The organism is Deinococcus arcticus (assembly GCF_003028415.1).
Taxonomy (GTDB): Bacteria; Deinococcota; Deinococci; order Deinococcales; family Deinococcaceae; genus Deinococcus; species Deinococcus arcticus.
This window is the reverse complement of the sequence record NZ_PYSV01000015.1, coordinates 1-25,778: the sequence shown is the minus strand read 5'-3', so window position 1 is coordinate 25,778 and position 25,778 is coordinate 1. Positions and strand designations below refer to the sequence as shown.

23 protein-coding genes are annotated in these 25,778 nt (G+C 67.9%); 11 read left to right on the top strand and 12 right to left on the bottom strand.

What is annotated here, in order from left to right:
• Positions 1 to 3: 3 nt before the first annotated feature.
• Both C8263_RS14295 and C8263_RS14290 read right to left on the bottom strand, forming a co-directional pair.
• Positions 4 to 339 (bottom strand): type II toxin-antitoxin system PemK/MazF family toxin, encoded by a 336-nt coding sequence (locus C8263_RS14295; RefSeq protein ID WP_107138817.1) that lies wholly within the window; start codon positions 337 to 339, stop codon positions 4 to 6.
• A complete protein-coding gene (locus C8263_RS14290) occupies positions 336 to 578 on the bottom strand; it encodes a hypothetical protein (protein ID WP_146160703.1) in 243 nt (80 codons plus the stop codon). The genes C8263_RS14295 and C8263_RS14290 overlap by 4 nt, the downstream gene beginning before the upstream one ends.
• Positions 579 to 929: 351 nt before the next feature.
• Here C8263_RS14290 and C8263_RS14285 point away from each other — a divergent pair, with 351 nt between their 5' ends.
• The 9 genes from C8263_RS14285 (at position 930) to C8263_RS14245 (ending at position 14,111) form a co-directional block, all read left to right on the top strand.
• On the top strand, positions 930 to 5,735 hold the full coding sequence (locus C8263_RS14285) for a glutamate synthase-related protein (protein WP_107138815.1): 4,806 nt from the start codon (positions 930 to 932) through the stop codon (positions 5,733 to 5,735).
• Between the two features lie 64 nt (positions 5,736 to 5,799).
• A complete protein-coding gene (locus tag C8263_RS14280; protein WP_107138889.1) occupies positions 5,800 to 7,266 on the top strand; it encodes a glutamate synthase subunit beta in 1,467 nt (488 codons plus the stop codon).
• 499 nt (positions 7,267 to 7,765) lie between these two features.
• Positions 7,766 to 8,815, top strand: coding sequence for a bifunctional diaminohydroxyphosphoribosylaminopyrimidine deaminase/5-amino-6-(5-phosphoribosylamino)uracil reductase RibD (ribD, locus tag C8263_RS14275; protein WP_107138814.1), 1,050 nt, complete (start codon positions 7,766 to 7,768; stop codon positions 8,813 to 8,815).
• 76 nt (positions 8,816 to 8,891) lie between these two features.
• Positions 8,892 to 9,593, top strand: a complete 702-nt coding sequence (locus C8263_RS14270; RefSeq protein ID WP_107138813.1) for a riboflavin synthase — start codon at positions 8,892 to 8,894, stop codon at positions 9,591 to 9,593.
• Positions 9,590 to 10,828, top strand: coding sequence for a GTP cyclohydrolase II (ribA, locus tag C8263_RS14265; protein WP_107138812.1), 1,239 nt, complete (start codon positions 9,590 to 9,592; stop codon positions 10,826 to 10,828). The genes C8263_RS14270 and ribA overlap by 4 nt, the downstream gene beginning before the upstream one ends.
• Before the next feature lie 72 nt (positions 10,829 to 10,900).
• Positions 10,901 to 11,365, top strand: coding sequence for a 6,7-dimethyl-8-ribityllumazine synthase (gene ribH / locus C8263_RS14260; RefSeq protein ID WP_107138811.1), 465 nt, complete (start codon positions 10,901 to 10,903; stop codon positions 11,363 to 11,365).
• A 314-nt stretch (positions 11,366 to 11,679) separates the two neighbouring features.
• A complete protein-coding gene (locus C8263_RS14255; RefSeq protein ID WP_233218830.1) occupies positions 11,680 to 13,134 on the top strand; it encodes a DUF512 domain-containing protein in 1,455 nt (484 codons plus the stop codon).
• Positions 13,135 to 13,225: 91 nt separating this feature from the next.
• Positions 13,226 to 13,612, top strand: a complete 387-nt coding sequence (mscL, locus tag C8263_RS14250) for a large conductance mechanosensitive channel protein MscL (protein ID WP_107138809.1) — start codon at positions 13,226 to 13,228, stop codon at positions 13,610 to 13,612.
• 46 nt (positions 13,613 to 13,658) lie between these two features.
• Positions 13,659 to 14,111 carry a DinB family protein gene (locus C8263_RS14245; RefSeq protein WP_107138808.1) on the top strand — a complete coding sequence of 151 codons (453 nt, stop codon included), beginning with the start codon at positions 13,659 to 13,661 and terminating at the stop codon, positions 14,109 to 14,111.
• Between the two features lie 67 nt (positions 14,112 to 14,178).
• Here C8263_RS14245 and C8263_RS14240 read toward each other — a convergent pair whose 3' ends face one another.
• The 4 genes from C8263_RS14240 to C8263_RS14225 form a co-directional block, all read right to left on the bottom strand.
• On the bottom strand, positions 14,179 to 14,712 hold the full coding sequence (locus C8263_RS14240) for a hypothetical protein (RefSeq protein ID WP_107138807.1): 534 nt from the start codon (positions 14,710 to 14,712) through the stop codon (positions 14,179 to 14,181).
• Between the two features lie 105 nt (positions 14,713 to 14,817).
• Entirely contained in the window at positions 14,818 to 16,026 is a 1,209-nt protein-coding gene (locus C8263_RS14235; RefSeq protein WP_107138806.1) for a vWA domain-containing protein, read from the bottom strand.
• A gap of 155 nt (positions 16,027 to 16,181) precedes the next feature.
• Positions 16,182 to 17,135: a peptidoglycan-binding domain-containing protein gene (locus tag C8263_RS14230; RefSeq protein WP_107138805.1), complete on the bottom strand. Its 954-nt coding sequence runs from the start codon at positions 17,133 to 17,135 to the stop codon at positions 16,182 to 16,184.
• A gap of 302 nt (positions 17,136 to 17,437) precedes the next feature.
• Positions 17,438 to 18,394, bottom strand: a complete 957-nt coding sequence (locus tag C8263_RS14225) for a hypothetical protein (protein ID WP_107138804.1) — start codon at positions 18,392 to 18,394, stop codon at positions 17,438 to 17,440.
• 86 nt (positions 18,395 to 18,480) lie between these two features.
• Between C8263_RS14225 and C8263_RS14220 the strand changes: the two genes are divergently transcribed.
• Positions 18,481 to 20,151, top strand: coding sequence for an HRDC domain-containing protein (locus C8263_RS14220; protein WP_107138803.1), 1,671 nt, complete (start codon positions 18,481 to 18,483; stop codon positions 20,149 to 20,151).
• Positions 20,152 to 20,681: 530 nt separating this feature from the next.
• Here the strand turns inward: C8263_RS14220 and C8263_RS14215 are convergent.
• The 6 genes from C8263_RS14215 to xseB form a co-directional block, all read right to left on the bottom strand.
• On the bottom strand, positions 20,682 to 21,035 hold the full coding sequence (locus C8263_RS14215; RefSeq protein ID WP_107138802.1) for a (2Fe-2S) ferredoxin domain-containing protein: 354 nt from the start codon (positions 21,033 to 21,035) through the stop codon (positions 20,682 to 20,684).
• On the bottom strand, positions 21,036 to 21,845 hold the full coding sequence (locus C8263_RS14210; protein WP_233218829.1) for an ABC transporter ATP-binding protein: 810 nt from the start codon (positions 21,843 to 21,845) through the stop codon (positions 21,036 to 21,038).
• Positions 21,838 to 22,839, bottom strand: coding sequence for a FecCD family ABC transporter permease (locus C8263_RS14205; RefSeq protein WP_199188409.1), 1,002 nt, complete (start codon positions 22,837 to 22,839; stop codon positions 21,838 to 21,840). Before C8263_RS14205 ends, C8263_RS14210 begins: the two co-directional genes overlap by 8 nt.
• A 4-nt stretch (positions 22,840 to 22,843) precedes the next feature.
• Positions 22,844 to 23,716: an ABC transporter substrate-binding protein gene (locus tag C8263_RS14200; RefSeq protein WP_107138800.1), complete on the bottom strand. Its 873-nt coding sequence runs from the start codon at positions 23,714 to 23,716 to the stop codon at positions 22,844 to 22,846.
• A gap of 276 nt (positions 23,717 to 23,992) precedes the next feature.
• Entirely contained in the window at positions 23,993 to 24,661 is a 669-nt protein-coding gene (locus C8263_RS14195; RefSeq protein WP_158263816.1) for a lysophospholipid acyltransferase family protein, read from the bottom strand.
• 31 nt (positions 24,662 to 24,692) lie between these two features.
• A complete protein-coding gene (xseB, locus tag C8263_RS14190) occupies positions 24,693 to 24,974 on the bottom strand; it encodes an exodeoxyribonuclease VII small subunit (protein WP_107138799.1) in 282 nt (93 codons plus the stop codon).
• 27 nt (positions 24,975 to 25,001) lie between these two features.
• Between xseB and C8263_RS14185 the strand changes: the two genes are divergently transcribed.
• On the top strand, positions 25,002 to 25,655 hold the full coding sequence (locus C8263_RS14185) for a flavin reductase family protein (RefSeq protein ID WP_107138798.1): 654 nt from the start codon (positions 25,002 to 25,004) through the stop codon (positions 25,653 to 25,655).
• The last annotated feature ends 123 nt before the right edge of the window (positions 25,656 to 25,778 follow it).

Genomic DNA, 25,778 nt, shown 5'->3' with positions numbered 1-25,778 from the left:
CGCTCACAGCAGGCCCAGATGCGTCTTCAGCTTCGTGTCCACGTCTTTCACCTGCGCCGGGGTCAGATGACCTACGAACCGTCCCAGCCGACCCCGATTTAACCCACGCACGGAGTTCAATTGCACCCGGCTGGTTTCTGGTAACCCGCACGACCCGGCGTCCAGAACAACATCAAATGGGTAGACCCGCTGCACGTTGCTCGTGACCGGAGCAACCACCACATGTGGCAAGGTCTCGTTCGCCAGATCGTTGGTCAGCAGGACAGCGGGGCGTGTGCGGGCGGGCTCGCCGGGCACACCGGGGTCAAAGTTCACCATATACACGTCACCGCGTTTCACGGGATGTCCTGCATGGGCAGGTTCAGCCAGGCTTCGGCCTCGGCCTGCTCCTGCGGATCGGCGGTGTAATCGGCCGCGTATTGCGCGTACTGGCGGCGCAGTTCCTGTTCTTTCAGGGCAAGGACGGCGGCCTCTATCACGGCGCTGAAGCTGGCGAGATTGTGCGTGCGCTGGTAATTCTCCAGAAAAGAGAGGGTGTCTTCGGGCATCACGACATGCTTTCTGTGCACATGAGTCATGGTCAACTATAGACACACTGTCAGTGGGCAAAAGGTAGGGTAGGCCTCGTCGCCAGGCCAGGGAAGGCAGGAGGTGCGTTAAAGCGCTGCTCTCGCCTGGAAGGCCAGCCCCTCAAAACCGACTCCAAGTAGCGCTGCAAAAGACCCTTTGATCAGGCCTCTGGCCCTGCCTGCGGGTCTCTGGGTGGTCTGCCCTGGCCTGTCTCCACCTTTCCTTTGCCAACAAAAGGACGCGGCACACTTTTAAACCCGTTATAAACAACGGGCCTGCATAGACATGCATCTCTCTGTATCGTGATTCTAGCAGCCTGCACCCTGCGGGCAAGCTTCACGCGAGCGGGGAGTGTCCAGATGAACCAGACCAACAACCGGGTGACGCCGGAGGCCGTGCCCCACACCCCACCCACCCAGACCGAACTTCGCCGCGCGCGCGAGCAGGGCCTGTATGCCGCCCATGAACACGACGCCTGCGGCGTGGGCATGGTGGCGCACATCAAGGGCGTGCGCAGCCACGGGATCATTGCCCAGGGCCTCAAGATTCTGGAAAACCTGGACCACCGCGGCGCGGTGGGCGCCGATCCCCTGATGGGCGACGGCGCGGGCATCCTGATTCAGATTCCCGACGAGTTTTACCGCGCCGAGATGGCGGGGCAGAACGTGACGCTGCCGCCCCCCGGCGATTACGGCGTGGGCATGATCTTCCTGCCCAAGGAAATCGCCTCGCGCCGGGCGTGCGAGCAGGAACTGGAACGCGCCATCCGCGCCGAGGGGCAACTGGTGCTGGGCTGGCGCGACGTGCCGGTGAGCGCTGATATGCCCATGAGCCCCACCGTGCGCGAGAAAGAACCTGTCATCCGGCAGGTGTTTATTGGCGCGGGGCCCGACACCCTGGTGCCGGACGCGCTGGAGCGCAAGCTGTATGTCATTCGCCGCCGGGCCAGCAACGCCATTCGCGCGCTGAACTTCACCCACGGGGCGGAATACTACGTGCCCTCCATGTCGTGCCGCACGGTCATTTACAAGGGCCTGCTGCTGGCCAATCAGGTGGGGGAGTATTACCTGGACCTACAGGACCCCTCGGTCACGTCGGCCCTGGCCCTGGTGCACCAGCGCTTTTCCACCAACACCTTTCCTGAATGGCCGCTGGCCCACCCCTACCGCATGGTGGCGCACAACGGCGAGATCAACACCGTCAAGGGCAACTTCAACTGGATGCGCGCCCGTGAGGGCATCATGGTGTCCCCGGTGCTGGGCGACGACCTGAAGAAGCTCTACCCGATTTCCTTTGAAGGCGAGAGTGATACCGCCACCTTCGACAACGCCCTGGAACTGCTGACCCTGGCGGGCTACCCCATGGCGCACGCCGCCATGATGATGATTCCCGAGGCCTGGGAGGGCAACGCGCAGCTGGACCCGCGCCGCCGCGCGTTCTACGAGTACCACGCCTCCATGATGGAGCCCTGGGACGGCCCCGCCGCCATGGTGTTTACCGACGGGCGGCAGGTAGGCGCCACCCTGGACCGCAACGGCCTGCGCCCGGCGCGCTACGTGCAGACCCGCGACGACCTCGTCATTCTGGCCTCGGAATCGGGCGTGCTGCCCATTCCGGAAAGCCGGATTGTCAAGAAGTGGCGCCTGCAACCGGGCCGTATGTTCCTGATTGACCTGGAACAGGGCCGGATTATTGAAGACGACGAACTGAAATCGCAGTTTGCCTCGGCCCGGCCCTACGCGCAGTGGGTGGAGAACACCCGCTTCCGCCTGGACGATTCCGAGGAAACCGGCACCGTGGGCCAGTTCCGCGAGTCTCTGCTGGACCGCCAGCAGGCCTTTGGCTACACCCAGGAGGACCTGAAGTTTCTGATGGGGCCGATGGCGGCCAGGGGCGAGGAAGGCATTGGCTCCATGGGCAACGACAGCCCGCTGGCCGTGCTGTCGGGTAAGAACAAGCCGCTGTACAACTACTTCAAGCAGCTGTTTGCCCAGGTGACCAACCCGCCTATTGACCCCATCCGCGAAGCGGTGGTCATGAGCCTGGTGTCGTTCGTGGGGCCGCGCCCCAACCTGCTGGACGTGAACGCCGTCAACCCCCAGCTGCGCCTGGAAGTCGAGCAGCCCATTCTGGATTTCGACGACATGGCCCGCCTGCGCAACATTGGCGAGCACACGCGCGGCAAGTTCAAGGCCTATGAGCTGGACATCACCTACCCCGCCGACTGGGGCCCGCGCGGCATTGAGGCCAAACTGGCCACCATCAACGCCCGCGCGGTGGACGCCCTGGAAAACGGCCACAACATCATCATCGTGACTGACCGCCGCCTGGACCGCGACCGGGTGGCGATTCCCTCGCTGCTGGCGCTGAGTAGCGTCCATCACCACCTCGTGAAAGCGGGCCTGCGCATGAAGACGGGGCTGGTTGTAGAAACCGGCGACGCCCGCGAGGTGCATCACTTTGCCGCGTTGGCGGGCTACGGCGCCGAGGCCGTGCACCCGTATCTGGCCCTGGAAACCCTGATCAACCTGCACACCGACGTGCCCGGCATGCCCAGCCTGGCCGGGGTGGACGCCCACAAGGCCATTCGCAACTACATTGGGGCGATTGGCAAGGGCCTGAGCAAGATCATGTCCAAGATGGGCGTGAGCACCTACATGAGCTACTGCGGCGCCCAGCTGTTTGAAGCGATTGGCCTGAAGCAGGAGTTTGTGGGTAAGTACTTCTACGGCACGCCAACGCAGGTGAGTGGCATCGGCATCTTTGAGGTGGCGGAAGAAGCGATTCGCAACCACCGCTCGGCGTTCAGTGAGGATCCCACGCTGGCCCACAGTCTGGACGCGGGTGGTGAATACGCCTGGCGCGTGCGCGGCGAGGACCACCTGTGGACCCCGGATTCGGTGGCCAAACTGCAACACGCCGTGCGCAGCGGCTCTCACAGCACCTACGAGGAATACGCTCGTCTGATCAACGACCAGAGCAGGCGCCACATGACCCTGCGCGGCCTGTTCGAATTCAAGACTGAAGGCGTGACGCCCGTGCCATTGGAAGAGGTCGAGCCAGCGAGCGAAATCGTCAAGCGCTTTGCCACCGGGGCCATGAGCCTGGGGTCCATCTCCACCGAGGCCCACACCACCCTGGCGGTCGCCATGAACCGCATTGGCGGCAAGAGCAACACCGGTGAGGGCGGCGAGGACCCCGCCCGCTACGAGCGCGAGATGCGCGGCGAGACACTGGGAGAAGGCCATACGCTGGCCAGCCTGCTGGGCGAGGGCCGCGTGGAAGTGGACTACCCGCTGAAAGCTGGCGACAGCCTGCGAAGCAAGATCAAGCAGGTGGCGTCTGGTCGCTTCGGGGTCACGACCACGTACCTGGCCTCGGCGGACCAGATTCAGATCAAGATGGCGCAGGGGGCCAAGCCCGGCGAGGGTGGGCAGCTGCCCGGCGGCAAGGTCAGCGACTACATCGGCTTTCTGCGCCATAGCGTGCCCGGCGTGGGCCTCATCAGCCCGCCGCCGCACCACGACATCTACTCGATTGAGGACCTCAAGCAGCTTATTCACGACCTCAAGAACGTCAATCCGCGCGCCGATATCTCGGTGAAGCTGGTGTCCGAGGTGGGGGTGGGAACGGTCGCCGCTGGCGTGGCCAAGTGCAAGGCCGACCACATCGTGATTGCTGGGCATGACGGCGGTACCGGGGCCAGCCCCTGGAGCTCGATTAAGCACGCCGGGTCGCCCTGGGAACTGGGGCTGGCCGAGGCGCAGCAGACGCTGGTGCTCAACCGCCTGCGTGACCGGGTGCGCGTGCAGACCGACGGACAACTGAAAACGGGCCGCGATGTGGTGGTGGCCGCCCTGCTGGGCGCCGACGAGTTCGGCTTTGCCACCGCGCCGCTGGTGGCGCAGGGCTGCATCATGATGCGCAAGTGTCACCTGAACACCTGCCCCGTGGGGGTGGCCACCCAGGACCCCGTGCTGCGGGCCAAATTTACCGGTAAGCCCGAGCACGTCATCAACTACTTCTTCTTTGTGGCCGAGGAGGTGCGCGCCCTGATGGCCTCGCTGGGCATCCGCACCTTCGACGACCTGATTGGCCGCAGCGACCTGCTGGATACCCGCAAGGGAATTGAGCACTGGAAGGCGCAGGGGCTGGACTTCAGCCGGGTGTTCTACCGCCCCGAGGTGCCCGCCGAGGTCGGCACGCGCCACCTGCACGCCCAGGAACACGGTCTGGAAGGCGCCCTGGACCTGAGCCTGATTGAGAAGTGCCGCCCCGCCTTTGAACGCGGCGAGAAGGTGCATTTTCTGCAGGACGCCCGCAACGTCAACCGCAGCGTGGGGGCGATGCTGTCCGGCCAGCTGGTGCGCGTGCGCCCTGAGGGCCTGCCGGACAACACGGTGTTCGTGCAGATGGAGGGCACAGGCGGCCAGTCCTTCGGCGCCTTCCTGGCCCCGGGCTTGACCCTGTACCTGATTGGTGACGCCAACGACTACACCGGCAAGGGCCTGTCTGGCGGGCGCGTGGTGGTGCGGCCCAGCATTGAATTCCGGGGCAAGGCCGAGGAGAACATCATTGTGGGCAACACGGTGCTGTACGGCGCCACCAGCGGCGAGGCGTTTTTCCGGGGGGTGGCGGGCGAACGCTTTGGCGTGCGCCTCAGTGGCGCCTCGGCGGTGGTGGAAGGCACCGGGGACCATGGCTGCGAATACATGACGGGCGGCACCGTGGTGGTGCTGGGCCAGACCGGGCGCAACTTTGCCGCGGGCATGAGTGGCGGCGTGGCCTACGTGTACGACGTGGACGGCAAGTTCGCTCAGCGCTGCAACCTCAGCATGGTGGGCCTGCATCCGGTGGTGCCCGAAACCGAACAACTGGCCCAGACGACCGTCGTGCTGCACGGCGGCCAGAGCGATGAGGCCCACATCCGCACCCTGCTGGAAAGCCACCACAAGTGGACAGGCTCGCAGCGGGCCTCGGAGCTTCTGGACGACTGGGAGAGCGCCCTGAAGCGGTTTATCAAGGTGTTGCCGCATGAATATGCACGTGCCTTGCAGGAGCGGGGCGCCCAGGCAGCGAGCACCGTGCAGGCCGGAGGCACGACCTCCATGCAGACGGGCCAGCCCGCGCGGTCAGTGGCCGGGCAGGGCACGCTGACGAAATGACGCAGAGGGCTCAGGGCCTATGGCAGATGGCAAAGGCGTCACGCCGCATTCCACGGAGGACTCCATGTCCAAAATCACCGGATTTCTAGAGCAGCCGCGCGTGAAAGACCAGTACGCGCCTGTTGACGCGCGCCTCAAGCACTACCACGAGTTTCTTTTGCCGCTGGCGGCGGGGCCTGCGCGCCTTCAGGCCACGCGCTGCATGGACTGCGGGATTCCGTTTTGCACGAGTGGCTGCCCGGTCAACAACATCATTCCCGACTTCAATAACCTCGTGTACCAGGACGACTGGCGCAGCGCCATTGACACCCTGCACTCCACAAACAATTTCCCCGAATTCACGGGCCGTATCTGCCCCGCGCCCTGCGAGGCCGCCTGCACCCTGAACATCAGTGACGACGCGGTGGGCATCAAGTCCATCGAACTGGCCATTATTGAGCGGGCGTGGCAGGAAGGCTGGGTGCAGCCGCAGCCGCCCGCCGTGAGGACCGGAAAGGCGGTGGCTGTCATTGGTTCTGGCCCCGCGGGGCTGGCTGCCGCGCAGCAGCTGGCGCGCGCCGGGCACGCGGTCACGGTGTTCGAGAAGAACGACCGCGTGGGCGGCCTGCTGCGCTACGGCATTCCGGACTTCAAGCTGGACAAGCACCACATTGACCGCCGCACCGCGCAGATGGAGGCCGAGGGTGTAACCTTCCGCACGGGCGTGCTGGTGGGCGCGTGGCCGGACGGCAGCCGCGTGACCAACCTCAGCAAGCAGACCGTGAGCCCCGAGGCGCTACGCGCCGACTTTGACGCCGTGCTGCTGGCGGGCGGCGCCGAGCAGCCGCGCGACCTGCCGGTGCCGGGGCGCGAGCTGGACGGCGTTCACTTTGCCATGGAGTTTCTACCGCAGCAAAACCGCGTCACCGCAGGCGACAAGCTGAAAAAGCAGCTGCGGGCCGAGGGCAAGCACGTCATCGTCATTGGTGGCGGCGACACCGGCAGCGACTGTGTGGGCACCAGCAACCGCCACGGCGCCGCTTCGGTCACCCAGTTTGAAGTGATGCCCCAGCCCCCTGAACACGAGAACAAGCCCCTGGTGTGGCCCTACTGGCCCCTCAAACTGCGCACCAGCACCAGCCACGAGGAAGGCGCCGTGCGCGAGTTCGCCATTGCCACCAAGGAATTTATCGGCAAGGGCGGCAAGGTCACAGGTGTCAAAACCGTGCGCCTGGAAATGCGTGACGGTCAGTTGCAAGAGATTGAGGGCAGCGAGACCGTGTACAGGGCCGACCTCGTGCTGCTGGCCATGGGCTTTGTCAGCCCTGTGGGCAGCGTCATGGAGGCCTTTGGGGTGGACAGGGACGCGCGTGGCAACGCCCACGCCGGCACCGATGAAGCTGGGGGGTACGTGACCAACGTGCCGGGCGTGTACGCCGCTGGCGACATGCGCCGGGGCCAGAGCCTGGTGGTGTGGGCCATCCGCGAGGGGCGGCAGGCCGCACGGGCCATTGACGAGGCCCTGATGGGGTCGAGCGTGCTGCCCCGGTAAGGCCCTCAGGGCCTGGTGCGGCCCATCCTCAGCGCGGTTGTAGTGGTCTGCCGCCGCCCCGATGGATCTCCCCAGATGTGTCTGCACCGTACAGACAGTGGGGCCAGGGGGGGTGCTAGCCTCAACCCTGGCCCGCTGTTCGGGCGGGCCGCTTCCTTCGGGGCAGGGTGTGAATCCCTACCGGCGGTGATGGCGCGGGCGCTGCACAGGCCCCGGGCCTCAGCCCGCGAAGCCTGCGCAAACTGCACCACGCGCAGGCCCGACCCGGTGTGAGTCTGGGGCCGACGGTGTCATGGCGAAGAGAGACGCGCAGGGCGCGGCAGGAAAGGTCTGGGGCCGCCCCCAGACCTGAGGCCACGGCCAGCGCCGCCGCCTCCCGCCATCCAGTCCGGATGAGAGAAGGAGGACCGCTGCACCCGCCGACCCCGGCGGGCAGCGACAACGTATGGTGAATGAACATGCTCCGCCCCCCGGGCTGGAGACGCCCTTGCCGCATGACATGCGGTTCATGGCCCTGGCGCTGGCCCAGGCGGCCAGAGGTCTGGGCCGCACCGCCCCCAATCCGCCGGTGGGCTGTGTGCTGGTGCGGGAAGGTGAGGTGGTGGGCAGCGGCTTCCACCCGGCAGCAGGCGAGCCCCACGCCGAGGTGTTTGCTCTGCGCGAAGCGGGGGAGGCCGCGCGAGGGGCCACCGCGTATGTGACGCTGGAGCCGTGCCGCCACCACGGCCGCACCCCGCCCTGTATGGACGCCCTGATTGCCGCTGGGGTACGCCGCGTGGTGGTGGCTGCCCTGGACCCCAACCCGCAGGTGGCCGGGCAGGGCGTGGCCGGGCTGCGCGCCGCTGGCCTGGAGGTCGTGGTGGGCGTGCGGGAAACCGGGGCCCTGCGCCAGCAGGCGGGGTTCCGCTCGCTGATCACCCGGGGCCGCCCCTGGGTGGTTGCCAAATACGCCATGACCCTGGACGGCAAGGTGGCCGCGCCGGGCGAGGGGGGCGGCGCGGTCAGCAGCGGGGCTGCCCGTGAGCGTGTCATGGCCTGGCGCAACGAACTGGACGCCATTGCGGTGGGCAGCGGCACCGTGGCCCTGGATAACCCGGCCATGACCACACGGGGCGTGCCGGGAGGCCGCGACCCCCGCCCCGTGGTGTTTGACCGGCAAGCCAGATCGGACGTTCAGGCGCGGTTGTGGCGGCAAGGCGCTGTGCTGGTGACTACCCCGGACGCGAACGCCAGCGCCCATGAGGCCGCGGGCGTCACGGTGCTGCGGGCAGAGACACTGCCTGACGCGCTCACCGCTCTGGGCAGCCTGGGCGTCTCCAGCCTGCTGCTGGAAGGCGGCCCGACCCTGTTGTCGGCCTTTCTGGAGGACGGTCTGGTGGACGAGGTGCGCGCCTTCATCGCCCCCAAGCTGCTGGGTGCGGGCCTCTCGCCCCTGATGGCCCCAGCCCGGCCTATGCCCGCCGCCCAGCCGCTGCGCGACGTGACGGTGGAAGCGCTGGGCCCGGATGTGCTGGTCACGGGTCTGCTGAGCGAGATTCCCCGGCTGTAGCTCTCTCTCCTCTCCGGTGAGGAGAGGTGCTGCAGGACAGCAGGCACAGAGCCCTGCTGTCCTGCCGAGGTCAACCATGTTTACCGGCATTATTGAACAGGTGGGGCGCATTGCCCGCACCGAAGACCACAGCGGCCACCTGACCGTCACCATCCAGCCTGCCCGGATGTGGCCTGAGCTGCACCTGGGCGAGAGCATCGCCGTGGGCGGTGCCTGTCTGACCGTCACGAGCTGGGACGCGGCGGGCTTTACCGTGGACCTCAGCCGCGAAACGCTGGCGAAAACGGCGCCGCACTGGGGGGAGGGCGCCCACGTGAACCTGGAACGCGCCATGACTGCTGGGGCGCGCTTTGGCGGCCACATCGTCAGCGGGCATGTAGACGGCGTGGCCGAGGTGCGGCGCGTGGACGCCCAGCCCGGCGCCTACACCATGACCCTGCGCGCGCCGCCCCACCTCGCCCGCTATCTGGTGCCCAAGGGCAGCGTGACTGCTGACGGCGTGAGCCTCACCGTGGTGGACGTGGGTGGCCCAGCCGGCAGCCGCGCCGACCTGCGCGCTGACGAATTCACCCTCTGGCTGGTGCCCCACACGCTGGAGGTCACCACCCTCCATACCTGGACGCCCGGCACGCGGGTCAATCTCGAAGCCGACCAGCTGGCGAAGTATGTGGAGCGGCTGCTCGCCTTCGGCGGGTCAAAAGGTCAAAGGGCCGGAGGGTCTAAGAAAGACCCCCTTAGACCCTTAGACTCCTCAACCCTTGACGGGGCGCAGCCATGACCCTTGCCCTCATTCCCGAACTGCTGGCCGAGCTGCGCGCCGGGCGCCCCGTGATTCTGGTGGACGACGAGGGCCGCGAGAACGAGGGCGACCTGCTGATGCCCGCCGCCACTGCCACGCCCGAATGGATCAACTTCATGGCCCGCGAGGGCCGGGGGCTGATCTGCGTAACCCTTCCCCCGGACCGGGCCCGCGCTCTAGAGCTGACGCCCATGGTGGGCAGCAGCACCGACCCCAACGGCACGGCGTTTACCGTCAGCGTGGACCACGTCAGCAATTCCACCGGCATCAGCGCCTATGACCGCGCCGCGACGGTGGCGGCCCTGCTGGATGAGGGCGCGCAGCCCGCCGATTTTCGCCGCCCAGGGCACATCTTTCCCCTGGTGGCCCGCCCCGGTGGGGTGCTGCGCCGCGCCGGGCACACCGAGGCGGGCTGTGACCTGGCGCGCCTGGCCGGGTTTCCTCCGCTGGGCGTCATCTGCGAGATCATGGGCGACGACGGCGAGATGAGCCGCCTGCCCGACCTGCTGACTTACGGCCAGAAACACGGCCTGAAGGTGGGCAGCATTGAGGCGCTGATCGCCTACCGTCTGGAACACGACCCGTTTATGCGTCTGGTGGCCGAGGCGAGGTTGCCCACCGCGTACGGCGAGTTTCGTCTGGTGGGCTTCGAGGATTCGCTCAGCGGTGCCGAGCACGTGGCCCTGGTGATGGGCGAGGTCGGCCCGGCGCCGCTGCTTGTCCGGGTGCACAGCGAATGCCTGACTGGCGACGGCTTTCACTCGCTGCGCTGCGACTGCGGCCCGCAGCGCGACGCTGCCATGCGGGCCATCGCCCAGGAAGGCCGGGGCGTGCTGGTGTACCTGCGCCAGGAGGGCCGGGGCATTGGCCTGCTGAACAAGATTCGTGCCTACGGGCTGCAGGACGGCGGCGCCGACACCGTGGAAGCCAACCTGCAACTGGGTTTTCCCGCCGACGCCCGTGACTTTGGGATTGGCGCCCAGATGCTGCACCTGCTGGGCGCCCGGCAGCTGCGGGTTCTGACCAACAACCCCCGCAAGCTGCATGCCCTGGGCGGCTTTGGCCTGAACGTTGTGGAGCGCGTGCCCCTGCATGTGGGCCAGAGCGTGCACAACACGGCGTATTTGCAGACCAAACGGGCGAAGCTGGGGCATCTGGCGGCCGATGGCGAATGGCAGATGGCCGATGGCGCAGAGCAGATGGCAAATGGCTGAACGACAGCCGTGACTGTCTGCCTTTCCCACAACCTACATCCCACTTCCCACCACCCCCTCCGAAGGAGCCTTATGAACCGAATTGAAGCCACCCTCCTCGCCACCGACCTGAAATTCGCCGTTGTCAGCACCCGCTGGAACCACCTGATTGTGGACCGGCTGGTGGAAGGCGCTGAACTGGCCTTTGTGCAGCACGGCGGCAAGACTGAGCATCTGGACCATTACCTCGCCCCCGGCAGTTACGAGGTGCCCCTGGTGGCCCGCAAGCTGGCGCAATCCGGCAAATACGACGCAGTGGTCTGCCTTGGCGCCGTCATCAGGGGCGACACCGACCACTACGACTTCGTGGCGGGCGGCGCGGCCAGCGGCATTCTGAACACCAGCCTGGACACGGGCGTGCCGGTGGCTTTTGGCGTGCTGACCACCGACACGGTGGAGCAGGCCCTCAACCGCGCCGGCATCAAGGCCGGCAACAAGGGCGCCGAGGCCGTGCTGGCCATGATTGAGACGGTGAATCTGCTGCGGCAGATAGGGTAAAGGGTCGGGGCGGCTGCGCCGCTGTCAAGAGGTCGAGGCGTCGAGCAGGGCGGCGCCCCGGCCTCTTGTTTGTGGGGCCGCTTGATTGGCTGCTGAATGGGATTCCTCACCCAGGAGCAAAGTCTGTGGCCTCGACTTCCCGACCTCTAGACTTCTCGACCCACGCCCCTGCACCCCCGTCCCGCAATCCCGCCCGGCGTTACACCTCGCGACCCAGTGCCCTGGTATGCTGCTGTGCTTGGTGCGGGGCCGGAGAAAGAGTCGCACCGCCAACTTGAAAGTGGGGTGAATGAATTTTGACGGCAGCACAGCAGATGCAGGAGCAGCTTTTTCCTGCGCCGATTAAAAGTGTAGAGAAGGGCAGCGCCGCCGAGCGCGCGGGTGTGCGGCCCGGTGACGTGCTGTTGCGGGTCAATGGTCAGGCCGTGACCGATGTGCTGGCCTACCGCCACCTGCTCTCGCAGGGCGCAGCCACGCTGGAAATCGCCCGGCCCAAAGAGGCCCCGCGCGTCATGACTGGCGTGCCCGGCACGGCCCAGGACCACCACCGCCTGATGCTGCCCACGCCCCCCAGTCTGGACGACACCTTTACCTTCACGGTGGAGTGGGAAGACCCGGGCCTGGACTTTGAAGAGGTGCTGTTTGACGGCATTAAGAAGTGCGCCAACAAGTGCGACTTCTGCTACGTGCACCAGATGCCGCGCGGCTTTCGCAAGAGCCTGTACATCATGGACGACGATTACCGGCTATCGTTCCTGTACGGCTCGTTCGTCACGCTGACCAACCTGACCGAAGGCGACATTAACCGCATTCTGGACGAGAACCTCTCGCCGCTGTACGTGTCGGTGCACACGGCGAACCAGGACCTGCGCCAGGACCTGATGAAGTGGTGGAAGCTGAAGGTGAAAGACCCCCAGGCGGTACAGATTCGCGGCATGATCGAGCGCCTGGAAAGCATTGATCTGTACACCCAGATTGTGCTGGTGCCCGGGCGCAACGACCGCGAGCATCTGGACGACACCGTGGAATACCTGAGCAGCCGCCCCAACGTGATCAGCGCGGCGGTGGTGCCCATTGGCCTGACCGGGCACCGCACCAATCTGCCGGATGTGCGCACCTTCTCGCGCGAGGAAGCGCAGGACACCCTGGCGCGGCTGAACGTGTGGCGGCGGCAGTTCCTGCAGGAGCGCGGCACCCGCTTCGTCTTTCCCAGCGACGAACTGTACCTGCTGGCCGGGGAAAGTCTGCCCACCGAAGAAGAGTACGAGGGCTTTCCCATGCTGGAAAACGGCGTGGGCATGATCCGCGACTTCCTGACCGAGGGCCTGCCCGAACTGCCCGCCGCGCTGCCGCAGCCCACGCGGGTCATTCTGGGCACTGGCACCCTGTTTGCCGAGTCGCTGGACCGCGCCGTCGAGCCGCTGCGCGCCATTGGGGGCCTGATGCTGGAGGTGCGCGCCGTGGAAAACAAGACTTTCGGCAAGGTCACCACGGTGGCGGGCCTGCTGACCGGGCGCTGCTTCCGGCACGCCGTCAAACCGGGCGAGGCTGACCTGCTGATCGTGCCGCCCACCACGCTGCGCTACGGCACCGAACTGATGCTGGACGACGTAAGCCTGGGTGAACTGCGCGCCGAGCTGAAAATGGACGTTCGGGCGGGCGGCGCCACCCTGGGCGAACTGGCCCGCGTCATCCTGCAAGGTGCCCAGAGCAGTGGCCACCAGTGGGGCATGAGCGCCCACGCCGTCAAGGACACGGCGCAGGCGTAAGCAGCCAGCCTCACGGCGGCGGGGCGCAGAGAGGACTTGCCTCCTCCCTGCGCCCCGCCGCCTATTGCCCGCCCCATGCCACACTGCGGCCATGCTGAGCGGCTTTCAGAAATTCATTCTTCGGGGCAATGTGGTGGATCTGGCGGTCGGTGTGGTCATCGGCGCGGCGTTTACGGGTGTGGTCACCGCCTTTTCGGGCAGCTTCATCAACCCGCTGATCAAGGCCATCACGGGCGGCGGCCCGAAGGTCGGGGGCACCTTTACGCTGAATGGAGCGGTGTTCGACTACGGCGCCTTTCTGACGGCCGTGCTGAACCTGCTGATCGTGGCGGCCGTGCTGTACTTTCTGGTGGTCACGCCGCTTAACCGCCTGACCGAGCGCTTCAAGCGGGAAGAAAAGCCCGCCGTGGCCGAGCCCAGCAACGAGGAAAAGCTGCTGGCCGAGATCCGGGACGCCCTAAAAAACCGCCCGTTGTAGGGCCGCCTTCAGTTGGGGCCGCGCGCGCCCCGCTATCTTGCAGGCCATGAACCGCAGCGCCATTTACGCCCGCAATTTTGAAAGCCACCGCGCCGCCCTGCTGGACCTGTATGGCCAGTTGCCCGAAGATCAGGGCCACTTTGCGGCCTGGGACGGCGGCCTGAGCTTCATTGGGCAGGCCGACCACCTGTCGGGCAGCGCGGGCCGCCTGCTGAGCATGATTCAGGGTCAGGCGCCGGGCGCCCTGCCCGAGGCCAGCCAGAGCCTGACCGAGGCCCGCGAGCGCCTGCAGCAGAGCATGGACGCCGCCAGCCAGGCCATGAGCGCCATGTCGGACGAAGACCTGTCGCGCCGCGTGCCCGCCTTCGGTGGCCGTGAAATGCCCGTGGCCGCGCTGCTGGACGCCATCATTGCCCACGAAGCCCACCACAAGGGCCAGGTGTGGGTCATGGCGCGCATGGTGGGCGTCAAGCCGCCGATGTTCGTGCGGATGGGCTAAAAGAGGCAGATGGCACATGGCCGGTGGCTCAGGGATGACCCGGGCCACCGGCATGTTCTGGATGAGCCTACAGCCGGGCGCGGACGCGAATCTGGCGGACCCAGACCACCGCGCCGAAGGTGTCCTCGCGGCTCAGGAGGCGCACCCCGATGTACAGTTTTCGGCTGCGAATGGCCTCGTCCAGCGCGGCGCCTTCCAGGTGAATGGGCGTCGCCGTGCCCCGTTTGAGGGCCACCTCGGTCAGCTGCTGACCACCAGCGGGGCCACTACACCGCAGGGCGCTGCCCAGGTCGCCCGGGTTGTCGGCTGGGGGCGCCACCGTAGGGCAATCTGGCCGCGTGGGCGAGGCAAAAATCTGCACCCTGGCCTCGGGAATGGGGCCGCTGGGCACCAACACGGCGTCCATCGTGACGCGCTGATACTTCGCTGGCGGCAGGGTCAGGTAATCCAGCTGATTGGTGTCCATGTAAGCCACCTCATGCGGCTGCAAGTTGGGCACCGTGTTCACAAAGTAGAAGTCCCGCCCCTCTACCTCGGGCAGCGGAACCAGACCACAGGCGCCCAGCAGCGGGCAAAGCAGAAGCGGCAGAAGTCGGCGCACGCCTCAGCGTACCGGGATTGGGGGCCAAGCGAGACCACAGATGCGGCCAGAAGGCGAATGGCCCGGTCTCCCGAGCCATCTGCTAGAGGCCATCCGCCATCTGCCTCAGTTCACCAGTTTCGTCTTGTTCGTCACGAAATCCATCAGCACGTACTGGCCAATGTTCTGCGGCGTGGTGAAGTACGCCTTGCCCCGCGTCATCTCGCTGACACGGCGCACAAAGCCCACCAATTCCGGGTCGCGGGCCAGCATGAAGGTGTTGACCTGAATGCCGCTGCGGCGGCAGTTGGCGACCTCTCGCAGGGTAGCGCCCAGCACGTAGGGGTCCAGGCCATAGGCGTTTTTATAGATGCGCCCGTCCGGCAGCGTGAGGGCCGAGGGCTTGCCGTCGGTGATCATCACGATCTGCTTCATATCCTTGTTCTCGCGCTTCAAGAGCTGCTGGGCCAGCCGCAGGCCGCCCGCCGTGTTCGTGTGGTACGGGCCAATCTGGGCCTGCGCCAGTTTGCCCACCGGCACTTCCTCGGCCGAGTCGTGAAACAGCACGAACTTCACGGTGTCGCCGGGGTACTGGGTGCGGATCAGGTGGGCCAGCGCCAGGGCCACCTGCTTGGCGGGGGTAAAGCGGTCCTCGCCGTACAGGATCATGGAGTGAGAGCAGTCGAGCAGCACAATCGTCGCTGCGGACGAGTTGTACTCCGCCTGCCGGATCACGAGGTCGGATTCTTCCAGGTTGTCAAAGCCCTTGGAAATCACGTTGCCCAGCGTGGCGGTGGTGTCGAGGTTCATGGTGTCCCCGAACTCGTAGTTCTTCAGCTCGCCGGTCATTTCCACGCCGCTGGCGTACTCGCGGGTGTCGTGGGCGCCCGCGCTGGACCGGCCCAGCCCCCCCATCAGGTCGCGCAGGCTCTTATAGCCCAGAAAGTCAATGCTCTTGTCGGTCAGCTGAAAGGTGGCCTCGCCGGGGTCGCCCTGGCCGCCGCCCTCTCCATCTTCAAATTCCCTGCGGATAAAGCCGTCCTGCTGAAGGCGCTCCATCAGGCGCTGAATCTGCTGGCCCAGCGCCGTTTCATGGATGTCGTCGGCCTGCATGGCTTCTAGCAGCTGCTCTTCGGGAATCATGTTGCGTTCGGCCAGGGCTTCCAGAATGGCGTCGAACAGGTCGTCCATGCTGGGGCGCGCGTTGGGATCGGGGTCGTAAGGGTCGTTCATGCCCTGGCCCAGCAGCGCTTCCTGAATCATCTGCATCAGCTCGCTGGAGTCCAGCTGATCCAGTTCGCCCTCAAATTTGCTGTACCGCGTGACGCGCGCCATAGATGGTCCTCCGTGGTTTCCCAGCATGGCGCCTTTGCGGGCGGAGGTTTGTAAGGGGCCGGGCGTTTGGGGCGGCGGCTCTCCCCTCACCCCTTGCAGCGCAAAACCCCCTCCTGCGAAGGGGAGAGGGTCAACAAAAGCGGCAGCGCTGAGCTTCAGTTCCAGGCGCAGTGGACGTGGTTGTTGTGCCCGCCACTGGAATCGTTGTAGGCGTTAAACGTCTGACTGGGGTCACTGCCCGCTGCAATACACGCGTTGCGCGCGGCGGTGTGGGCGCTGTTGGGGGTACTCAGGCTGGTGCCGTTCCAGATGCCAATGTCAATCGCCAGCCCCGCGTAATGGTCCGAATTGGTGGAGTGCCGGCCGCCCGCCACCGAGGTGATAAAAAACGAGTTCCCGGCGTTGGCCATGCTCAGCACGCCTTCCAGCATGGAGCGCTTCAGGGCCACCTGCAGGCCGCAGTTCACATTGCTGTTACACCCGCGCGTGACCAGGCGACCGGCGGCGGCGTCGGTCATGTTCTGCCGGGGACTGCCGTTTGTCGTGGAACTGCTGGTGCCCAGGGTGATGCGGCTGCTGTTCAGAATCTGGCTGGCCAGACTGGCGGTCGTGCCACTGGGCGCCGTGCTGGCTCCCGTGACCAGTTCCTGCCAGGTATTCAGTCCCACGATGCCGTCCACGGTCAGTCCACGCTTGGTCTGAAAATCGCGCACGGCGGTGTTGGTGGCCGGGCCAAACGCGCCGTCCACCGTCACGCTGCTGTACCCGTAGCCACTGCGCAGCTGGTCCTGCAGCGCCCGCACGGCGTTGTTGTTGTCGCCCTGGCGGACCGTTTTAATCAGGGCCTCCCAGGTGTTGCCGCCCACGATGCCGTCCACGCTCAGGCCCCGGGCCGCCTGGAAATTGCGCACGGCCGTGTTCGTGCCGCTGCCAAAAATGCCGTCCACATCCACAGTCTGGCCCGCTTCGCGCAGCAGGTACTGCAGGGTGGTTACGTCGCGCCCGCTGTCGCCCTGGCGCAGGTTCTGCCAGGTCAGGGTGGCGGCGTGGGCAGGGGAGACGGTGGCCACAAGGGCAATGGTGGTGGTACTCAGCAAGGCGTAACGCATGAAGCTCTCCTTTCCGCAGCGCAGAGGGGCCTGCGGGCCGGACGCCCGGAGGAAGGGCGACCCGGCGAGGACGAGGGGGAAAGATTTCGCCAACGCCGGGCATTGTGCCCAGAGAGCACCCCACCCCTCAAGGAGAAAGCTCTCAGGTTGGGCCGCCAACATGAAGGCAGGCCCCCGCGCGCTCAGAAACGCGGGCGGGGATTGGAGGGCTCTGTGGACGTGACCGGCGCGCGGACGGCGCCGGTCAGCTTCAGCTACCAGATGACGAGAGGCTCAACGGGCGGTCATCAGCGACGTCAGGCTTAGCGGTTCTCGACCCTGATCGTCCTTTCCTGCTCGAAGGCGACATTGACGCGCGCTTTGTCGCTCACGATGCTCAGCTGAAGGGTCATGCGCGTGGTGTCCTGGCTGGCGCCGGGCAGGCCGTCTGGGCGAACCGAGTGCGTGCCATTGGTGGTGGCGTTCAGGAGGGCGGCGCTCATGGGAAGTGGCTCGCCCAGTTCAAAGCGCCAGTCGCTGAACACGCTCTGGGTCTGAAACTGATGGAATCCGGCAGCGTTCTGCCCGGTGTATACGGTGCGGCTGACGATCTTCATGGGACTGGCCCTGAGCAGCGCTTCCTCGCCCAGCACTGGCCCAAACATCGACGCCAGAAGATCCTGTGTGGGCATCTCCATGGTCTCTTCCTCGACCTGTCCGGGGACCAGGGCCTGACCAGTGCTCGCCACTGAACTGCCATTCTGGGCCGCCATACGCTGCAAGTCCTCAAGGTTCATCCGGCTAAAGATCTCGTTCAGGAGGGCGTCATCGCTGGTAAACTTGAGCCCTTCGCTCTGGCCGTCCGGGGTCAGGCTCTGCGTGATGCGGAAGCTGATGGGCTCTTTTTGCCCCGGTATGTTCTGAAGAAAGGTCTGCAACAGCCCCACGCGTCCGTCAGCACTCCGGCTGGTCACGCGCGTAAAGAGCTTGCCGGTCTCCTGCGTGTTCCGACCGGACAGCGCCTTCGAGAAGGTCTGCCGTGTCTGCTCCACCTCCTGCGCGCTCAGGCGCTGGCCGGGCAGGGCCTCAACCTTGATCTCCTTGAGCGTCATGCGGGTGCTGATCGTCAGGCGCTGTTCCACGGTGGTGCCCACCGGGGCCGTGATCAGCAGCGTGGGCGTGGCGGCAGCGGGGCCCGCCGGCGCTGGGACAGTTGGGACCGTGCTCTGGGCGGCGGCCGGCGTGGCCAGCAGGAGGGCAGACAACAGAAGGGCGCGCATACGTTCACCCTACGCGCTCTGGCCGGGGCGGGCGACTGCACTTACCGCCCGGCGCACTGGCCCCCAGGTGCGGCACAATAGGCACCATGACTGATCGCCCTTCTCCCGAGCGTCCCGACGCCCGCCTTGTGCGCCTGCACGCCGAACGCGGCGACCCCCACGCCCGCCTTGCCGGGGCGCTGGCCGACCTGGAAGGGGCCGGCTGGGGCGTGCTGCTGGAAGGGCCGCGCGCCCTGGCCGCGCAACTGGCCGCCGCCGTGGGGCGCGGCACCCTGCGCGCCGACCCCCGCCTGCGCCTGGACCGTGACGCCCTGGCCGGGGCCGGGCTGGCCGCCGCCGCCCTGGAGGCCGACTGGCGCGGCGCGCAGGCCGTGTGGCTGTTAGAGCCGGGCCCAGAGGACCTGGAGCGTGCCCGCCGGGCCGGGGTGCCGGTGATCGTGGACGCCACACTGGCCCCGGGCAGCGAGTGGTTCTCGCGCGGGGCCGCGTACGTGACCTACCGCGACAGCGTGACCCTCACCGGCCACGGCGACGCGCCCCTGTGCGCCCTGTTTGGTGCGGGTGAGGTCCGGGCCCCCGTGGGCGCGCCCCCCAGCGACCTGAACGTGGCGCTGGCCCTGCGTGACGTGGCCACCCTGCCCCTGCGTCTGGCCCGCGCGGCCCGCACGGCCTCGGCGCTGGCCGAGCGCCTGGGCGGCGCCGCGCAGACGGCTGGCCCCACGGCCCTGCTGCTGGCCCCGGACGCCGTGGCCGACACGAACGCGCCCCTGGGCGGGGTCCTGCTGGCCGCGCGCAGTGTCTCGGGCGGGGTGCTGCTGACCCCGGGCCTGGAAGACCTGGGCCGCGCCCTGGCCCTGCTGCGCCCCGAGGGTCGCCAGGAGGGCCAGGAAGACCGCGCGCAGGGGCGCGAGCCGGCGCGCCATGGCGAGCGCCCCGAAGCCCAGAGCGCGGAGCGCCGGGACTTCCGGGGTGGGCGGCGCGGCGGCCAGGACCGGGGCCGGGACTTGCGCCGGGGCGACCGGGACCGTCCGGACCGGGTGGAGGGCGAGCGCCCAGACCGTTCCCAGCCAGACCGCCCGGCGCCAGACCGGGCCCTGTCAGACCGGCCCGGACCAGACCGCGAGCCTCCCCAGCGCGTGACCTTTGAAGCGCCGGTCCCCAACCTCACGCTGACCCCGCTGCCCACCCCACCTGCACAGGAGGTGACAGAAGAGGTGTGGGAACCGGAAATCGTGTTCAGCGACTCGCCCGCCCCGGCCCACGCGCCGCTGCCCATCCCGGTGAGCGGCGGCCCCGACGCCCCCGAGCAGCCTGCTGGCCTGCCCGACGTGCATCATCTGGATGAGGGGGGCCAGGACCCGGCCCTGGGCGAGGCGCAGCAGGACACAGCGCCGGCAGCCAGCCACGCGCCGCCAGCCCGCGCCGACGAGCGCCCCGCCGCCCCCGCACCCCAGCCAGCGCCGGCCGCTGAACCGGCCCCCGTGATGCTGCCGCCCGACCTGCCCGGCGGCAAGGAAGACCCGGCCGCTGGCCTGACCGACGAGCAGGCCGCCGTGTACGCCCGCCTGCGCGAGTGGCGCAATGCCGAGGCCAAGCGCCAGGAGATCAGCCGCTTTATCGTTGCCAGCAACGCCACCCTGGCCGAGATCGCCCGCCGCGTGCCCTACACCGAGGCCGACCTGCGGGCGGTGCGCGGCATGGGCCCCGAGCGGCTGCGCAAGTACGGCCAGAAGATTCTGGAGGTGGTGCGGGGCTAGCCCAGGTCGAAGGAAAGCAGGGACAGCGGCGCTGAGAGAATGTCTCAGCGCCGCCTCTCTGTCTGCACGGCCCGGAGTTGAGGAACTCGCTGCCAAGCCCCCGATCAACCGAGCGGGCGGGGCCAGCGGCGCCACAGCGCGAGTGGCGAACACAGTGCCTCGCCCCGGGAATGGACACATTGCTGCGCCCTTCTGAACCGTTGGCCTGGGGGAGGGGCGAGGGACTTAGGCGAGTTCCGAACAATGCCCTACCCCATGACGGAATGTTTCCGACCGGAGGGACGCGCAGCGCTGCGGAGCAGAGCAGGAACAGAGACGGATGTCCGGGCATCGGACCGCCCCCAGCCGAAGGCGGGGAACAGCCCCCTTCTTCCCGGATGTTCCGGACATGGACGGCCGTCCGTATTAAGTACGTTGCACCTCACGTTACGACTTTGCAGGAGAGCACCGCAAAGTCTCCACTCCCGGTGCAACGTACTTTTTTCGATACTCGCTCCGCTCGGTTGATCTAAAGATCAACAGCGAGCTACTTAGCCCTCGTGCGGGCCGTAGCGGTGGTCCCCGGGCAGCGGGCCTTCCTCGTGGGCGGCCTGGGCAATGCGGCGGGCCAGGGGAAAGTCCACGGCGGCGTACCACGCCTGCTCCAGTGCGCCGTTCCCGCCCGGCTGCGCGCGGTACACGCACAGGGCGGGGCCATACGAGCACGCACCCAGACAGCCACTCTCGGTCAGGCGCAGGCTGCCGCCCTTCTTGTAATAGGCCAGGGCGCTCTGTTCCAGGTGGTTCCACAGGGCGCGCTGCAGCAGCCCCGAGCCGCGCGCCTGACAGTTGGGCCCCTGGCAGACCAGCAGGTGGGCGCGGGTGGCAAAGAATTTGGGGGTCATCTACAGGCCCTCCTCGGGAATCACGATCAGGCGGTCATGGTCGCGCAGCACCCGGGTCCACACGCCGTAAGCCGCGTGCAGGTGTTCGGGGGTCAGCACCGCCCCGGGCGGGCCACTGGCCAGCACCTGCCCCTGGGCCAGCAGCACCAGATGGTCGGCCCGCGCGGCCAGATTCAGGTCATGCAGCACGGCCACAGCCCCCAGGCCGCCCGCCACCTCACAGCGCAGGTAGCGCATGACCTCCAGCGCGTAGGCCAGGTCCAGGTGGTTGGTGGGTTCGTCCAGCAGCAGAAAGCGCGGCTGCGCCGCCAGCGCGCGGGCCAGCGCCACCCGCTGCCGCTCGCCGCCCGACAGTTCGCCCAGGCGCCGAGCGGCAAAGCGGGCGGTGTCGGTGCGCGCCAGGGCCCCCTCCACCGCCGCCTCATCTTCCGGGCGCCAGGGGTCACGGGGCAGCAGGCCAAAGCGCCACGTGCCCGCGCCGCGCCCCAGGGCCACCACGTCGCGCACGGTGGTCCCCAGGGGCAACTCTTCTCCCTGGGCCAGGTAGGCCAGCAGCCGGGAGCGCTGCGCGCGGCTCCAGGCCCCCAGCGCCCGGCCCAGCAGCCGCACCTCGCCGCGTTCGGGGCGCGACAGGCCCAGGCAGGCGCGCAGCAGGGTGCTTTTGCCCGCGCCGTTGGGGCCAATGACAGCCGAGAGCGCGCCCGCCGGAAACTGCACGCTCACCCCCCGCACCGCCGGAAACGTCCCGGCTTGCACGTGCAGGTCCAGGGTTTCCAGGCCCGGCCCCGGGTGCACAGCGGCCTCAGTCACGGGTGCGCCTCAGCAGCCACAGGAAAAAGGGCCCGCCCAGCAGCGTGGTGACAATGCCCACCTGCGACAGCGGCGTGGTGCGCGCCAGCAGGTCGGCCAGCACCACCAGGGTACCGCCCAGCAGCGCCGACAGGGGCAGCAGCGTGCGGTGCCCCGCCCCAAACGCCAGCCGCACCACGTGCGGCACCAGCAGCCCCACGAACCCGATGATCCCCACGTAGGCCACCGCCCCCGCCGTGGCGACACTGGCGGCCCCGATCACCAGCAAGCGCAGCCGCTCCACCGGGACCCCCAGGCTGCGGGCAGTCAGCTCGCCCAGTTGCAGGGTGTCCAGCGCGCGGGCCAGCAGCAGCAGTGCGCCCGCGCCCACAAACACGTACGGCAGCACGGCCGCCACCTCGCGCCAGCCACTGAAGCCCAGGTCACCCAGGGTGTAGGCCAGCACCTCGCGCGCGCGGTCCTCGCCGCGCAGCAGCAGCGCTGTGGACAGGGCGCTGAGCACGCTGCCCACCACCACGCCCGCCAGCACCAGCCGGGTGGGCGGCAGGCGGCGGCCCTCGCGCGCCAGCAGCAGCGTGACGCTCACGGCGGCCAGGGCGCCCAGCAGCGCCGCTGCCGGAATCAGGGGGCGGGGCCCGCCGCCCACGATCATGGCGGTGGCGCCCAGCGCGCCGCCACTGGCCACGCCCAGCAGGTAGGGGTCGGCCAGTGGGTTGCGAAACACGCCCTGAAAGGCCCCGCCGCACACCCCCAGCCCCGCGCCCACCAGCAGCCCCATCACCACGCGCGGCAGCCGGATCTGCCACACGATCACGTCGTTGCCCGCCAGTTCCTGACCCGCCAGGCCCCGCCACAGCGCGCCCAGCACCTCGGCAGGCGGCACGGTCACGCTGCCCAGGCCCGTGCCCAGCACCACGGCGGCCAGCAGCAGCAGAGCCAGCCCCGCCACCTGAAGCGGCAGGGCCAGCTGGGGCCGGGGCGCAGCGGGGGCCACGGCCTTACTTGAAGAGTTCAGGGTGAATAAGCTTGGCCAGCCCGCGCAGGGCCTGGGGCAGGCGGGGCCCGGGGCGGCCCAGCAGGGTGTTCAGTTCCTGGGGTATGTCCATCACCTTGCCGGTTTTCAGGGCCGTGATGGTGTTCCAGCCGGGGCGTGCAGCCACGGTTCCCGCGTCCACGCCCAGAATCAGCTGCGGGTTCTGCTTCACGATAAATTCGGGGTCCACCTTGGGAAAGTCGCCCATGGAAGCCGGAATGATGTTGCGCGCGCCCGCCTTGGTGAGCAGCGTGCCCATGAAGGAATTGGGGCCAATCGAGTACGGCGTGGGGTCGATCTCGTAGTAGGCGGTGGGCTTTTTCACGGCCGTCTTGGTCAGAATCTCGACCTTAGCAATCTCGCGCTTCATGGATGTTACCAGCGCCTTCGCCTGGGCCTCGCGGTTGACGATCTTGCCCAGGATCAGGGTCTTGCTGAACACCTCGTCGTAGGTTTCGGGGTTGACTGCCAGCACCGTGATGCCGGCCTGGGTCAGGGGCCCTTCCAGCTTGCCGTACTTGCTCACCAGCACGAGGTCGGGCTTGCGGGCCACGATGGCTTCCACGTTGGGGTTGTACAGCCCGCCCATCTTGGGCAGTGTGGTGACGTAAGCGGGGTAATCGCTGTAATCGTCCACCCCCACCAGGCGGTCACACACGCCCAGGGCACACAGCGTCTCGCTGGTGCTGGGCAGCATGCTCACAATGCGCCGGGGCTCGGCCTTCAGGGTCACCTTGCGGCCCAGGTCGTCGGTCAGGGTCAGGGGGTAGGTGGTCGCACCTGCGGTTACCGACAGGGCGGCGCACAGGGCAGTGGTCAGGGTCAGGGTACGGTTCATGGGCGTTCTCCTTGCCTGCCCCTCTGTCTCGGCGCCACAAAAACGCCGCCCCAGTTGGGGGGCGGAGGGGGGATCAAGCAGAGGCCGCGTGCGGGGCGTGGTCAGGCCCCGTCGGTCACGGCCATGCCCCCTTTCCGCGAGAGGTCAGGCCACACGCCCCGCACAGGGGCATGAACGGCGGAGGTGTTCGGTCTTGTCCCCTGGCCAGGAAGAGCTGTGCGGGGCTTACCGTTGCGCGACAGAACCGGACTCTCACCGGATTTCCCCCCGCAGCCGTCAGGGGGCAGTATAGCGCCCGCCCGGCAGTGGCGTGCCCGGGGACCCGGACAGGCGGGTCAGCACCTCGGCCAGTTCGCCGGTGACGGCCCTGATGCCGCCGCGCGGCGAGATGGGCTCGCCAAACTGAATGACCCAGGCCCGGCCCCGGCGGCTGATCCCGGCGGGCAGAATGGGCGCGCGGCCCTTGGCAGCAATGAGGGCCACGCCGCCCTGCATCTCGGCGCCGCCGCGCGTGCCCTGCGGAAAGATGCCCACGGTGCCGCCCGCCTTGAGCACCCGCAGGGCGGTGCGCACGGCGCCCAGATCGGTGCCGCTGCGGTCCACCGGAAACGACCCCCCGGCCCGGATGATGTCCCCAATGCCCGGCACGAACAGTTCCTTTTTGGCCATGAACTGCAGGAAGCGCCCCGGCGGCAGGGCCCGCGCCACCAGAAAGGGGTCCAGGGCGCTCACGTGGTTGGCCGCCACCACCAGGGGGCTGCCCGGGGGCGGCACATGCTCGCGCCCGTGGACCTCCAGGTGCATGCCGCTCAGGAGCACCGGCAGGTAGGTCACGTCCACCACAAAGCGGTACACCCTGGGGTTCACACCGGGTGCGGGGGGCTCGGTGGCCGGCGCGGGGGCCTGGGCCTGGGCAGCGCGCTCGGGGCGGGCGGCATCACTCATGCGGCCCAGGATACGCGCCTGCCAGGGCGGGTCAGGCGTCATCCTCGTCGTCTGCGGTCTCGTCCGGGTCCTCGTCGTCTGGACCATCAGTGTTCGGGCCATCCTCATCTGCGTCGCCCCAGTGCCCGGCCAGCACCGCGCGCACCGCCTCAATGCGCTCGCGGCAGCCGGCGTAGGCGGCGCGCGCCTCTTCCAGCAGCGGCAGCACGCGGTCCAGGTCGGCCTCGCCGCCCTCCAGTTCGGCCGCAATGCGCGACAGCCGGGCGTACGCCTCGCGGTAGGACAGGGCATCAGGCGGGCTCACGCGGGCCATGCTAGCGCTCCCCGGTAGGCTGAGGCCATGTCGCCCGTCACCCATTTCGATCTGACCGCGCTGCCCCCCGGCGCGCGCTACAAGCTGCTGACTGGGGTGGTGGTGCCGCGTCCCATTGCCTGGGTCTGCACCCTGGGCGAGGGCGGGCACGTGAATCTGGCGCCCTACTCCTTTTTTGGCCTGATGGGCTCGGACCCGCCCGTGGTGGCCTTTGCCCCCGGGGACCGCGCCGACGGGAGCCCCAAGGACACCGCCCGCAACATCGGGCCGGGCGGGGCCTTTACCGTCAATCTGGTGAGCTTTGACCTCGCGCCCCTGATGAACGCCACCGCCACCGACTTTCCCCACGGCCACAGCGAGCCTGGCGCGCTGGGCATTCCCCTGGAACCGGGCGTGCAGGTGCCCACGCCGCGCGTGGCGGCGGCCCCGGCGGCGCTGGAATGCCGCGAGGTGCAGACCCTGACCATTGGCCGCACCCGCATCATCCTGGGTGAGGTTCTGGGCGTGGTGTTGCGTACAGACGCGGTTCAGGATGAGGCGCGGCAGCATGTGGACACCGCCGCGCTGGATCTGGTGGGGCGACTGGGGGGCCGGGGCATGTACGCCCGCACACGCGACACCTTCTCGCTGGAGCGCGTCTCCTATGAGGCGTGGCAGGCCACCCAGGCAGGGGAGGGCTAGTGCAGCGTTCAATTAATACGAATGGCTTCGTAGTGGGGTTGGAGGGTTCGACGGGCGACTTGGGTTGAAAACTGCCAACTGAGTGTGGCCCCAGCACGTTCACGCGCTGCGACCCAAGCCTCG